Source organism: Pseudomonas sp. BNK-30 (assembly GCF_047456185.1).
In the GTDB taxonomy this organism is placed as follows: Bacteria; Pseudomonadota; Gammaproteobacteria; order Pseudomonadales; family Pseudomonadaceae; genus Aquipseudomonas; species Aquipseudomonas putida_E.
The window spans coordinates 4,114,167-4,127,072 of record NZ_CP179904.1 but is presented as its reverse complement, the minus strand read 5'-3'; the positions used below and the strand labels follow the sequence as shown (position 1 = coordinate 4,127,072).

The following is a 12,906-nucleotide window of genomic DNA, read 5'->3' as shown; positions in this document are numbered from 1 at the left end:
GGGGCGCGAGCAAGCTTATGAGGATTCTCGTCTACTCCGATCTGCACCTCGAATTCTGTGATTTCCAGCCGCCTACGGCGGAGGTCGACTTGGTGATTTTGGCGGGTGACATTTCGGTTCGCAGTCGCGGTGTAACGTGGGCCAACGAAGCGTTCAAGTGCCCAGTGATCTATGTCTGTGGCAACCATGAGCACTACAAGGGGCACATCTCGAAAACGCTGATCAAGATGCAGGCAGCGGCGGCGAAGCACGTCCATGTTTTGGAGAACCAGAGCCTGGTTGTTGGCGGCATCCGCTTTCTGGTCGCGACAGGGTGGACGGACTTCACTTCGACGGGAGACTACAAGGCGGCGATGAGGGAGTGCGCTGAATGGATGAACGATTTCAGGAGAATCCGCGCCGGGGATGGTTACAGCAAGCTTCGTCCGTCTGACCTTATCGGCCTCAACATCGCTACGCGCCAGTTTCTTGCAGCCGAGCTGCCCAAGCATTTTGAGGGAAAAACAGTCGTCATCACGCATCACTGCCCTATCCCAGAGGTAGCTGGTAATGGTCATGAAGGCCATCTCGGTGCAGGGTATTTCAACCTATGGCACGACTTGGTAGCCGAGGCCGATGCTTGGATCTTTGGCCACACTCACCATGCAGTCGACACGGTCGTTACGGGGTGTCGACTCGTTTCGAACCCCAGAGGGTATCCAGGTGAAAAGCCCGGCTTTGTACCTGATTTCATCATTGAAATCTAAGCGCCTTAAGGGGCGAACGCTTTCAAGGGGGTTGTTGATTTGAACGCAGGAGCACAAGAACACATGACAGATGAGATCACCAGCTACTCCAGAGGGCTCTCGACATTTCAGCTCACGCGCATCATACGAGCGATGACTCGGCAGTACCCCGTACCGATCACTGCCTATCTTGGCGATGTCGTCATTTCGAACGATTGCGCAGTCGGTGTTGTGGTTGGTCAAACCGTTCCAGGGCTTATTGAAAAGCGTACAGGGGCATATTTGCTGACGACGACGCCGATCTTCACGATGATGAGTGTAGAGGGGTTCTGGGTGGTAGATACAAAAGCTGGGAATTTCGTACTGACTTCCTTTAAGCCCGGAGCGGGCCGGAAGAGTCTTCGTTCACTGATCTCAACTGCCGACCAACCTGATGCATCTCCGACGCGCGAGCCAGGCGCCTTTGCGGGCGCCTGAAAGGTCGAACATGGCGATCAGTTGAGCGTCGCGAGAAGTGTGCGCAAGAAATCCTGGCGGCGATGAATCGAGCTCAGAATCACGTAGTCTCGCTCGCCGTCACGCTCCAAGTGGCCAGCTTCGACCAGCCCCAGAATAAATCCTTCCGCTCTGCCTCTCGCTTCGCGAAGGTCATGCTCATTGGTGCATGTGTGAATGTCATCAACAAGGCGCTTCCATAACTCGCTCTGTCGTTTGCCGATAGAGTCGGCGGCGAAGGAGGGTGCCCGCAACAAGGATGCGTAGTAGCCGCTAACAGAGGTGGGGCTCAAACAAGGTGCTCCGCAGGGGATGGACGGTAGCAAGGCTATCATGCGTTTATTCATTCGCCTGTTATTGCCCTGCCTTGGCCTCGTTGGCCGACTGCCTTCAGAACGTCAACGATCCAAAGGAGATAGAAATGGCGAAAAATCGTGTACTGCTCTCTACTCGCCCGGTTGACGAAGCACCGGCCGCCACGATGCCGAGCAGCGTGGTGAAGGCGATGCAGGTTCCATTTGACTTCGAAATCACCGCATACCTATCCAGTGTGCAATATGGGCCGGGGGAGCTATTTCTTCAGGGCGTCATCTTCAATGATCGCGAGCAGCGCTTTGAGGACGGCGCATCGATCCGCACCTCGATAATCATGGCTGCACAGGAGACCCATGGATACTTCGTTGTGCGCACACTGAGCAGTCTGTACGTCGTGTGCGATTGGGCAGGCGACGCCACTCGCGAGAGCTCGAAGGCCAAGCATTGAGATCCGGTATCTTGTGTGTGGGCATCGGTGCAAGCCCAACGATGCATTATGCGTAGCCAGCGGTAGAGGTATCACATGAAGCTGACACCATCAGGTCAGTCCGAAGAGGCTGGCGACGTCGTATGCGATATGTGTGGATTGTCGACCCGGGTTGGAGTGGCAGGGGGGCAGTTTGGAACGCTGCATGCAGCTTGGGGTGAGGGTTCAGGGCACAGTGGTGACGTCTATGAGCTTCATCTGTGTGAGGGTTGTTTTTTCTCTCTGGTATCTGACATCAAGCGCACTCGATGGGCCAGCGTGATGCTGGAGGATGAGGGTGACGCAATTCAAAAAAACGATGCGTTTGGCCGAGTTAGTACGGATGGTGTCGAGTGAGCATCATTGCCATCTAGAGATGGAGCTTGTGAACGAGCCGACGATGGATGTTCAGGTGCGACTGTCGCGAACTGGCAGCACGCAATTGTTCATCGGAGTTTACTCCGGCACCGGCATGGCACTGCATGAAGAGTACTTCGATCGCCCGGGTGAGTCGATGACTCGTGCCTTGGCGTGGGGGATTGATCGGGCGAGATGCTTAGCAACCGAACCTCAGCGCATTGGCCAGCAGGTCGCCCCAAAGCACGGATTGGCGGTTCTGTATCATCACTAGGTGAAGAGCCCTTGGCTACCGGCGTCTGGTTTCGACCTCCCTTTTAAATCTGCTGACAGCGCATGGCGCGCGGGTGTTTGTGCTTCCGATGGCCCATGCGAGGACGTACATTTTCGTGCGGCTGTGAATGAGCACAAAAATGTGGGCTGCGTCACATTTCTAAGAAAGTGGGAATCCCCCCCCTTGAATCCGTTTTTAAAAAACGGAGTTTAATAATTTGAGATCAAAGAAAAAGCGGCATGCGTCCCGGCAGCTTACGGTGATAGCTACATTGCACCGCTGCCTTGCCTCCCCTCAGCAACAAATCCTTCGCTCTTCCTAGAGTTTTTCCCCAGATTTTGTTGATGAAAAAATCTGGTAGGTATTGTGCTCTCATCATTATGTCACCCGGGGATGACACCTCACCGCAAAAAGCTCGACTATTCGGTGCCGTGAGGCGCCGGCTTGCTTTTGAGGTCAAGCACCAACCATAAAGCCTATTTTTTTTGTGGTTATTATTACGCTTTGGTCAGTTCGTAAGCCAGCGCGCTGAACCATCTTCGGTTTTCAAGGCGTGCCCCAGGCTAAGGCGTAACGTCTTTAACACTTTATCTTCGACAGGCGCGTGTCAGGCGATTTAACCATTCTTTTCCCATTCGGGTTTCTCTTCGACAGGAAACGGCTCGGAAGGTCAACGTTCTCATATGTGTGCCACCGTATCTAAAACTGTAAACAACACTCAGGTGGGCGCTTGACGATGGCCTGAGAGTTTTTGCTATTCTCATTCACAAAAAGCCAGTCGTTTTTTTGATATTAAGATTAAGGATCTAAAAAGGATGGAGACCTCTATGGAGTTGGATCAAATCGGTGTTGATGGAGTGGAACAGTTGAAGGCGCAGCTGAGTCGTATGCTGTGTGACTTTTCAAGTGAAATCTCTAAAGATAAATATGCTGTGAGCACCTACAAGCCTGAGCCTAGCGATTTTCCAGTACCAGAACTGATTCTGTACACTCTACGGGACGTTCTGGGGTGGCAGTGGCATGGTCATGGAGAAAAAGTGAGGTGGACGGTATACGGTAGTGTTTGTGGAGAGTATGTCTCCTTTCAGTTTACCAAATTCGGGTTAAGGTTTACCCGTAGTCATTTTACAGAGATTGAAAACTCCAGAATCATCCGTCCGCTTGGCGCTGCTATTAAAGTCGTTGAGGAACATATTCGCCCCCAAGCGAAGCATCTGATCGAGCAAGGTAAATTCACCATGGTTAATCGCTTTAGTGAGTTTACGGACAGGTACAAGTTTTTTCGAGAAAAAGCGGGCACGAGTTTCAAAGCGGCTGACAATCCTCCAGTTGTTGAAGAAGCATCCGGGGCGGAAGTGGGGTTCGCAGGCTTAGCAGGTTTTTTAAACCATCAGCACGAGCATGTTACCTCCGGATTTTATAATTCTGTCGCTATGATTGACTGCTATTTTAGCGGGCTGGAGCATCGTCTCCTCCTGATGAGGGCCTTCAGTGGTGTACCGCTCGGATTGGGAGGGTTTCGCGAGTTTATGGAAATGTCTTGGGAGCAGAAAATAGGTTTGTTCCTTGATGTAAAGAAAAATAAGTCTAATCGTGACATGCTTGGCCATCTCAAGGCGATAAAGGATCGGATACGTAATCCTTTTGCCCATGGCGGGTTTGAAAATGATAAAGGTGCAATATTCTTGCACTTTCCAACACTAGGCGCCATACCTGCAAATTTCACAGATTTTGCCAAGAGCTCAAGATTCACACTTTTTCCCATTGAGTCGGAAAATTTTACAGCAATATGCAATACGTTCGATCAGTTGGATCAGGCGCTGTCTACTGGTGACCTCTGGGGTATCCATAGGTTTATGGAGACAGGTGTTGACCCTTCATTTGATGAGGTGAGCTTAAAAGGCTATGCACAAGCGATTGAGGGTGGCGAAAGCGATGTAGATAAACTCATAGATAGGTGGGGGCACGCATATGAGATGCACGCAAATATGGATTATTAATTGGGTGGTTTGATCTATAGAGGGGTGATTAGTTGCAGATTGTTGCGCTGGTCACCTCAGGTTCAAGGTGAGTCAAAGGCGCGCTTTCGAGAGGCGGGCTGAATGGTCGTTGAGTAGGTATTTGGAGGAGTTAGTCATGTTGGAGCAAGCTGGGAGTGCTGTTATCCAAGAAATCGTGAGGGCTCTTATGTCTCGGCTTCTTTCGCAGAAAGAGCCGTCCAGTAGCGAAGTCGAGCCCTCTGGCTATGCGGTGGATGTGGGTGAGCGGATGAGAGTGCTTCGTGAGGAATTGCTGGGCTTTAGTAAGCGCCGCATGTGCGAGCTGCTTGGTTTGGAGAGTGTAAGCTTGCTCGAAAGGTATGAGTCCGGTATTGAAGAGTTTCCACTGGCGTTGACCCGCAACGTGGAACGACTTTTCTTCCTTAACGACGAGTTCTTGGATGGCGGTACCGTCTCAGTCTTCAAGGACTTCAGCCTTTACGCCGACAGCTGTGCAAAATATCTGGCAGACGGTTTTGAGCCTGTCCTAATTTGCAACCCTAACGACCGCGATCAGCTTTTTTGCTATGTCACGTTCGAAAGAAATACTCTAGGTTTCAGGGAATTACATGTGGGTAGTCTCCTGTGTTCTTTCATGTCAAGCGGCGGTGGGCGTCTGAACATCCAGTGCCTGATAGACGCTATGTTGGATGCGGATCTGCCGCTTACGAAGGCAAGAATATACAAGGTCACCGAGAAGGCATGGGATGCGGCACGCTTCAACTGCTACCAAACGCAAACAGCTGATCTGTCTTCCAGGGTGACAGACTTTGATTGCTGTGATGTGTGGATCAAGTGGTACCAAGAATCAAAGGTGAGTCGTGCTAGATGGCTTGATCTTGATCGTAGCCTCTTGGAGCAAAGGCACATGCAATGAGATTTACCATCAATGATAGTTCTGCTGTATTGTGGCTAACCGCTATGACTAATCCCAAGGAGTAACTATGTCCCGCCTTGCCGAATTCCGTCAACTCGAGCAGCGACTGGCCCAACAGCTTGCGGAGCTGGAAGCTCTAAAGGGTAGCGCTGAATTGCAGAAGGAAATCGCGTTTGAGACCAAGCTGCGGGATCTGCTGGCCGAGTACGGTTGCAGCCTTCATGACGTCATCAATATCTTAGATCCCCAAGCATCCCAAGGAAAACGCCGCGTCGCTGCCCCGGTAGCCACAGAGAAGGCGCCACGTCGACCTCGTCAGCTTAAGCAATACCGGAATCCCCACACCGGCGAGGTCATTGAAACCAAAGGTGGGAACCATACCAAACTGAAACAGTGGAAAGCTGAACACGGTTCCGACGAGGTTGAAAGCTGGGTTGCCCGCTAAGCTGCGTCAGCCGCGCTGAGCCAAACGAAGCCGCCGTCAGGGCGGCTTTTTTGTATCTGTTGTGGGCATTAGGCAGAATGGACAGATAGATTTCGTGAGCCTTGGCCCACGCTCTCGTCATCCCCTGACACAAAGTAGAAATGAGTAAACCGGTAGGTAGAGGAGCGGCAGTCATGAAAGACTTAAGCAGGATGCTTCCCCCCGACCATTCAATGTACACCGAGGCGATCGAAGCCCTGAAGCGATACCACCAAGCCCAGCAAGATGGTGTCACAAGTGCAGATCTAGAGCAGCTTCGTTTACTTGCCGAGCTTCGGTTTCAGGCGGCCACTGATGCTCAGTTCATTGCTCTAGGTGGCCGGCCAGAATCTAGTCATTAACAGGTGCACATGTTTTACACTGACAGGGAAAAAAGCAGGGCGTGGCTACGTTCTAGGGCCAAGGATGCTCGAAGCCTGACGGCTGAAGAGGAAGAGTATTTAGATCGCGAACTGGCGAGCAAGCTGCGGGAGCGGATGGAGTACGAAGCTGCGGTTCGTTGGTGGCAACTGTTTGGGGTAGAGGGCCATAGCCTGGATTGCCTGGAGGCAGAGGCCATATTTATCTCCCACTTGGACAAGATTTTTAAATGCCCAGCTGCGAGCCAGCTTTTGACTCCAACCGAAACGAAGCGGCGGCTGCACCATGGTTATCATTTCAGTCGGCAACGGGTTTACCACAGTGTTGAGTTTGTGGCACCTCCCGCTACTCGCTTACTGGAGCTGATGCTGTACGGATACTTTCCTTACGAGAATACCTGGATCTACTTGGATCGGCGGTCTGAGCTGAGCTCCGACGGTTACAGGAAACCCAAGCAGTGGCTCGCGCTTCCTCCCGGCGTGATTCCGAGGGACAGGTTAGGCATCACTATCGATATTGGCCTAGGTTGGCACACCCCGATTCGCTCGCAGTCACCAGCAGCCTTGTTCAGCAGTTTGAGATCATCGGAGAAGGAAAGCCTGGCGAGGGAATATGGAGCTGAGGGTTCCCGTGAGTACTGGCTTGAGCAGATAGTAGAAAACATGTTCGCTGAAAAGGGGCGTCGATCGCGGGTCAGAGTTACCTATGCCGGAGAGTCAGAGGGACGTCATCTCACACTAGCCGAGCTGATTGCTGAAGGGGCGCGCGTCCCTGGCAAGAAAGTGGTGATGCAGGATGGAGACTTTCTCAACTGTGCTCCTGCGAATCTTGTCACTCGTTCTAGCCGAGGCCGGACGATGAGCTGTAGAACGTGTCGCCGGCCCACAACCAGAGATGAGTCTGAGCTTACTAAGGACTCGGCCGGGTCGAGCCTTCGCGTCTGTCATTCCTGTCTGAGATGGATGACCAGAACGTCTGAGTAGAGAAGAACGCATCGGGGGCTTGCGCAGAGTGACACTTTAGTGGAATATAAACCCTATGATGTGGTATCTGCATCAGCAAGACATTGAGACCGGCTTTTAGGCCGGTTTTTTTGTGTCTTGGTTTTCTCCTCTCGCCGCTTCCTGCGGCTGTTTTGTCCCTAAATTACGTGCACATGGCTTAGATCACGAGCGTTTCCTCGTGAGGCCTACGCACGCCCATCGAAAATGGGTGGAGACCCCGATATGAAAGATTCGATCCAGGTTGAGTATCAAAACAAGACCATCGTTTTCAGTGTGAACGGCTGGTTGAACGCCACGCATGTGGCAAAGCTTTACTCGGCTTCAGTGAACGATTGGTTGGAATCAAAGGAGACCCAGCAGTACCTAACCGATGCGGCGGCTGCATTTGGTGCCGAGGGGGTTGAGGATCTGATCAAGATTCATGGTGGCCAAGCTGGCGATCTCTGGCTGCACCCGAAAGTAGCGATCGAATTTTTGGGAGAGCTGGATCGTAGGCTTGCCCGCTGGTGTGACCTGACCATAAACAGAATCCTACGAGAGACTTCCTCGATGAAAGATCGCTTCGACGCTGCTTGCAGAACGCTGGATCAAAGCCGGCGTGAGGCAAGCGAGCACGGGAGAGGGCTCCTCGAGTGGCGCAACAAGAAGCGCCGTCTTGAGTTTCATGTGGCCCATCTGAAGGATCAATTGCAGCTTCCGCTGGGGTTAAATAATCCCAACTGAAATCGACGAACGAGAGCCCGCCTAGTGCGGGCTTCGTCGTTTTTGGAGGTTAGAAAATGGAGACCTGTAACTCTCGGCCCCAAGCGCCATGATCCGGGGGCTGGATGAAATTCCCGCACGCTACCCACCCTGTCTTTACTAGAACCCCGGCGTCATCTAGCCACCAAGCAAGTCAGTTCTCTGGGGTGGGTAGCTTTCAGTTGGGGCTGCAGTAGCTTCGGTGTGGTGCGGTAGGCACACGAGAGGAGGGGCTTGCACTCTGGTTCGGCGGTTTGCTAGATTATTTCTCGCGCAGGGTAGGCGCACCACACCCGTCTTTGAAAGCTGGAAACGGCACTACCTGTTGGTTCTCTCATGCTCAAGGCCATGTTATTCGAGGCCCTGTAGCGGCGTAGGCGGGTGGCGTTGCAATAGGGGCGGAGAAACCAACATGAGCACCATTCCCAGCGTTCGTCCTTCTACCCTCAAGGGTATCAAACGTACGGCCACTCGTATCACTGGCCAGAATCCCGACATCCCTCGTCACGTCGCACTAGATCTGTCTGCGAAGCAGTCGGGTTTTGAAGGCTATCAACACGCACGCAAATCGATAAAGGCTGGGTTCAAAATTCCAGTCCTTCACAGCGTTTATCTCTCTGCCTACTGGCGTGATGCTTCCACTAAGTCTCGTACCGCTGGGTTGGAGATTTTGGAGATTAAGCTCCCGAGGCCACTCGCTGACTTCCTGGCGAAGCATCAATGTTACCACGCTCAAAACCTGCAGGGTTTCTTCGTGGAGTCGGTGGATCATGTGGAAATGAGGAGTACCGCCGAGAGTTTAGAGAGAGCGAGGGAGTTGCTGACTCGTGCAGCTCTGTCTCTTCAATTTATGGAAGCAGCACGGCTCCAGCCGGCAACCACCAAGATCCAGCGCTCGGCGATGGACGATGCAGAGCAGCTGCCTTCCGCAGACCACATCTCGCGGTGGATCTGCGCTGACACCGGTGCCTGGCTAATGCTCGACGAGCCCTATGGGCATGTTGCCAAGCCGGACTATCAAGCCAAGCGCCAAGCCTGGTCTACCGCGCATGGATTCAAGCTGGCAATCCCCGCCTGGGAGGGCTTGTACAACCCGGGCAGCGCTGTACCGCACTTCTTGGCTCATAACGTCGACCTGTTGGATCGCGTGATCCTCACGGTCGAGCGCCTTGGTGCAAACGAGGCTACTGCTTGGGATTTCGAATCAGCGAACTTCAGCAGCCAGTTCGTGAGTCCTGCACGAGCTGAGTCTGGGAAGAAGCGGAAACCTCGCCCTGGTACCACGTACGGTTTCAGCAAGAACGCAGTCGAATATCGCCGCATGGAGGGTTGGGGTTCCATCTGGCGGCCCGCCCAGAGAATGAGCATCGCTGACCACAACGAAATGGGCTGGATACTCAAGCGGTTGTACGCAACAAGGATGCCCTTCACCGCTCGCACACCGTTGTCGGAGCTCCAGGCTGAGCTGGAAAACTGGATGGATGCCGAGTATCGGGGGGAAAAGCCTCCTGATTTCGACATAGATGCCTACTACGGTGGGAGCGACATCCCTTGTTACCCAAACCGGATCGAAACTCTTGAGGCGGTTGATCGTCTCCGTTCGATCATGACGGGTACATACCTGGACTCAAAGCCGCTGAGAGATCACCTCAAAAAGCTGGACTCGGCACGTCAGCATCTCGCCAAGTCGTAATCCCACATTCAGCGTTTTGTGATTTTTGACTTCGGAGGTCAGGATGGAAGGACATAACTTTGAGCGTTTGAAGGCGCATATTCTGGATCTCTCAGTCGCTTCGAATTTCGACCAGGCTAGGTTTGAGTGGAAGCTCGACGCTGTGGAGATTAGTGAGGAATTTGATCAGTGCCCGTGCGGGAAAGAAATCAAGGAGCACTGCTATATTCTGAATACTAAGAACGGCAACAAGACCTACGTAGGAAACGTGTGTATTAACCGATTCTTGCGCATTGATACGGGAACCCTGTTTGATGGGCTTAAACGAGTCACGCTCAATCCGAGCGCGAATGCAAATGCGGATTTGATCGAGTACGCCTGGGAAAAGGGGTACCTGTTTGGTGAGAGGGAATACTCGTTTTTGAAAAGCACCATGAATAAGCGGAAGCTATCACCTGATCAGATTTCTTGGAAAAGGAAAATCAACAACAGAATTTTGCAAGGGACGGTTGTGAGACGTCGGACAGTCCGAGACTGAGGGTAATCGCACTGCAGGGCAGACCCTACAGTGCGATTTCAATTCAGCCTGCTACCCCTAAATGTGGAGGCGATAAGCTAGGTGGTCAGGCCTCCACTGGGAGGATTTCACCTTGGCGATACCGGGCTTCGTTGCAGTCTTTAACGATGGCTTGGATGAATCGAGACGCAGGGTAACTTGCGTTTGGGCTGTAGGTCATGAAGAGCGACTCTCGAGCACGAGTCATAGCCACGTAAAGCCTTGAGGCTTCACGAGCGAGCTCATGAGGCTGAATGTTTGACTGTGGCAAAACACCTTCCACCAACCCCATAATCAGGACGGTTGCGAACTCATGGCCTTTGGCCGATTCGATCGTACTGATCTTCACATTGTCGCTTTCGTAATGAACATCTTGCTTCAGCTCTGCGCTTGAAATGCCTTTGGCTTGCAGTGCCGCTCGAACTTCCTCGCGAAGAGATTTCTGAGGGGCAATCACGCAGATCTGCCCTGCGGTTTGCCCCATGGCGAGCAGCGCATACACCTGACGTGCTACGGCCTCGACTTCATCATGAGTGTTGGCACACCGCAGCAGCAATGGACGCTCGCCGTGGCGTTTAGCAAAATCGGGCAGTGAAGGCTTTTGAACTTCGTCTTCATCAGTGTCGGAGAACTCAAATTGCGACACTAGATTGAACGCGGCAGTCAGAATTTCGTGGGTGTTTCTGTAGTTTTTCTTGAGGCTAACGCTTCGCCCGATAACGTCGATGCCCGCCCGCTTGAGCGCAAACCCGCGCTTATAGATGCTCTGAGCACCGTCTCCGGCTAGGAACAAACCGTTTTCAACGTCAGCCAATCGCGCACTATCTGGAGTTGTCAGCTTGCTCAACAACACGACGTCCAGCTCAGTCAGATCCTGAACCTCATCGATAAGGATGCAGCGGAACTGGCCTTTTCGATCGTTCGTATTGTTTAGCGCGCCAATCGCTTGAGATACGATCAGTTCGTGGTCGATGAGTCCGTTGCCCTCTACACCACCAACGTATGTCTCAACAGCCCGTACCATCAATTCACGCGAGGCTTTATTGAGGGGAATAGACCGGCCACGGCGATGGAATACGGACGAGTCTAGGTAAGCCTTGAAGTCGGTAGGGCATAGGCGACCTCGCACATAATCGAACTCTTCCTTGAGGAAGCTTCGAAGCTCTTGATCGGACATCGAGGCCATCGGTGTCTTAGCGAAGCCAGGATCGCTTTTGAGGTTGATGATGCAGGTGCTCAGGAGTTGGTACTGCACTTCGGGTGATAACTGTGCGCGACCGTGCAAATCACTGCTGACGTCTCGTGCGAGCGAGTTCATCGTTTTGGTATGGATGAGATGACGCTCATGCCCGCACAGGTCTTCAACTAGCCTTTGAAGAAGGCTGCTCATGCTCTGAGTTAAGGTGACCAGCAGCACGGGCTGGTTGTATTTTTTCGCCAGGAAACGCGCGCGGTGAACCAGTACCGAGGTCTTGCCGCTACCTGAAACGCCACGTAGCCGTGCAGGGCCACGGTACTCGCGTTGAGCGATTTTTTTCTGTTCTGGATGGAGGAACAGCATCCACTCAGAGAAGGTTTTCTTACTGAAGAAATCGTCTAGAAGGCCCGCATCATCGAACGTGACAAAATGCTCGGCATTGATGATCGACTGCATTTCATTCAGAAGGCTCTCGTCGGCGATTGCCTCTGGGCGGCCCTGGATACCCATGCGCTGGTTGACCTCAGCCCACTCTTTGCCATGGCTCAGCACCAACAGGTCAAACAGCAAGCTTGCAGACTCGTAGTCACCGAGGGCATCTAGCTTTTCCAAGATGCCAGCAGCATCCTGTTCGTACTGCTCGCCAGTTACCTTTTTTGCGAATTCTTTCTGAGCGTCTGTACAGGGCAGCCTAGACCAATCTGTCTCAGGCACGTAGCGGAGCAGAGGGGAAAGTAAGTCGATTTCAGGGCTATCCAGATCGAGCCTGTCGGCAGGGATGTGACGCTGCTCATCGTAGGTGACCGGGAGGAAATTCAACGTGCCGTCGGTAGGGCTTTTCACCCAGGTGTAGTTTCGATGGCTGTCGAGCCATCTTTCTGCCTCATCGTGGGCGCCTACGAAAAGGAATGCCCGTGATTTCTTTACACCGTCAACCAGCTGAACGACGAGTCTGTAAGCGTCCGGCAGATCAAATTTCTCGACGTTCTTCAACCGGGTCTCACCATGCTTCGTCCTAGGTAAGGATTCGATCGAGCCGTTCGTACCTGCTTCGGTCATCGCCGCACGAACGGCCTGTACGATTTTTTTCTGACCGATGTTGTTCAGCTTTCTCAGGTAGCTGTTGAAGCGGTTGGTATAGATTACGGGTTCCATCATCGTCCTTGGCGCAGAGTCGTCTGCAGATCATTTGCCTACAAAAGGCCCCACCACCGGAGGCCTGACCAATACGAGGTTATAGCACCTGGTAATGGCTATAGGCCACTAAATCAGGGTCGATTTCATTCCAGATCTTCGCGTTGCCTATGTAGCGTTAGGTGGCTCCGCAATCCTTTTGAGGGCGA

Annotated in this window: 13 protein-coding genes; 11 read left to right on the top strand and 2 right to left on the bottom strand. The window is 52.7% G+C overall.

Annotated features, from left to right (window positions below):
* The first annotated feature begins 17 nt into the window (after window positions 1–17).
* Together ACMGGN_RS19115 and ACMGGN_RS19110 are read left to right on the top strand one after the other, a co-directional pair.
* Window positions 18–746, top strand: coding sequence for a metallophosphoesterase family protein (locus tag ACMGGN_RS19115; protein ID WP_414156210.1), 729 nt, complete (start codon window positions 18–20; stop codon window positions 744–746).
* A gap of 63 nt (window positions 747–809) precedes the next feature.
* Window positions 810–1,202 (top strand): hypothetical protein, encoded by a 393-nt coding sequence (locus tag ACMGGN_RS19110; protein ID WP_414156209.1) that lies wholly within the window; start codon window positions 810–812, stop codon window positions 1,200–1,202.
* Window positions 1,203–1,219: 17 nt separating this feature from the next.
* Here ACMGGN_RS19110 and ACMGGN_RS19105 read toward each other — a convergent pair whose 3' ends face one another.
* Window positions 1,220–1,513, bottom strand: a complete 294-nt coding sequence (locus ACMGGN_RS19105) for a hypothetical protein (RefSeq protein WP_414156208.1) — start codon at window positions 1,511–1,513, stop codon at window positions 1,220–1,222.
* 128 nt (window positions 1,514–1,641) lie between these two features.
* Here ACMGGN_RS19105 and ACMGGN_RS19100 point away from each other — a divergent pair, with 128 nt between their 5' ends.
* From ACMGGN_RS19100 to ACMGGN_RS19060, 9 genes are all read left to right on the top strand, one after another.
* Window positions 1,642–1,983 carry a hypothetical protein gene (locus tag ACMGGN_RS19100; RefSeq protein WP_414156207.1) on the top strand — a complete coding sequence of 114 codons (342 nt, stop codon included), beginning with the start codon at window positions 1,642–1,644 and terminating at the stop codon, window positions 1,981–1,983.
* Between the two features lie 361 nt (window positions 1,984–2,344).
* The gene (locus ACMGGN_RS19095) at window positions 2,345–2,632 is read left to right on the top strand and encodes a hypothetical protein (protein WP_414156842.1); all 288 of its coding nucleotides are present in this window, start codon (window positions 2,345–2,347) and stop codon (window positions 2,630–2,632) included.
* A gap of 827 nt (window positions 2,633–3,459) precedes the next feature.
* Complete coding sequence (locus ACMGGN_RS19090) at window positions 3,460–4,632, top strand: hypothetical protein (protein WP_414156206.1); 1,173 nt, start codon at window positions 3,460–3,462, stop codon at window positions 4,630–4,632.
* Window positions 4,633–4,768: 136 nt separating this feature from the next.
* On the top strand, window positions 4,769–5,548 hold the full coding sequence (locus ACMGGN_RS19085) for a hypothetical protein (protein ID WP_414156205.1): 780 nt from the start codon (window positions 4,769–4,771) through the stop codon (window positions 5,546–5,548).
* Window positions 5,549–5,615: 67 nt separating this feature from the next.
* Window positions 5,616–5,993 carry a histone-like nucleoid-structuring protein, MvaT/MvaU family gene (locus ACMGGN_RS19080; RefSeq protein WP_414156204.1) on the top strand — a complete coding sequence of 126 codons (378 nt, stop codon included), beginning with the start codon at window positions 5,616–5,618 and terminating at the stop codon, window positions 5,991–5,993.
* A gap of 173 nt (window positions 5,994–6,166) precedes the next feature.
* On the top strand, window positions 6,167–6,373 hold the full coding sequence (locus tag ACMGGN_RS19075; protein WP_414156203.1) for a hypothetical protein: 207 nt from the start codon (window positions 6,167–6,169) through the stop codon (window positions 6,371–6,373).
* A 1,245-nt stretch (window positions 6,374–7,618) separates the two neighbouring features.
* On the top strand, window positions 7,619–8,119 hold the full coding sequence (locus tag ACMGGN_RS19070; RefSeq protein WP_414156202.1) for a KilA-N domain-containing protein: 501 nt from the start codon (window positions 7,619–7,621) through the stop codon (window positions 8,117–8,119).
* 430 nt (window positions 8,120–8,549) lie between these two features.
* Window positions 8,550–9,830, top strand: a complete 1,281-nt coding sequence (locus tag ACMGGN_RS19065) for a DUF5623 domain-containing protein (protein WP_414156201.1) — start codon at window positions 8,550–8,552, stop codon at window positions 9,828–9,830.
* 43 nt (window positions 9,831–9,873) lie between these two features.
* Complete coding sequence (locus ACMGGN_RS19060) at window positions 9,874–10,347, top strand: hypothetical protein (protein WP_414156200.1); 474 nt, start codon at window positions 9,874–9,876, stop codon at window positions 10,345–10,347.
* An 85-nt stretch (window positions 10,348–10,432) separates the two neighbouring features.
* Here ACMGGN_RS19060 and ACMGGN_RS19055 read toward each other — a convergent pair whose 3' ends face one another.
* Window positions 10,433–12,718 (bottom strand): 3'-5' exonuclease, encoded by a 2,286-nt coding sequence (locus tag ACMGGN_RS19055; RefSeq protein WP_414156199.1) that lies wholly within the window; start codon window positions 12,716–12,718, stop codon window positions 10,433–10,435.
* Window positions 12,719–12,906: the final 188 nt, after the last annotated feature.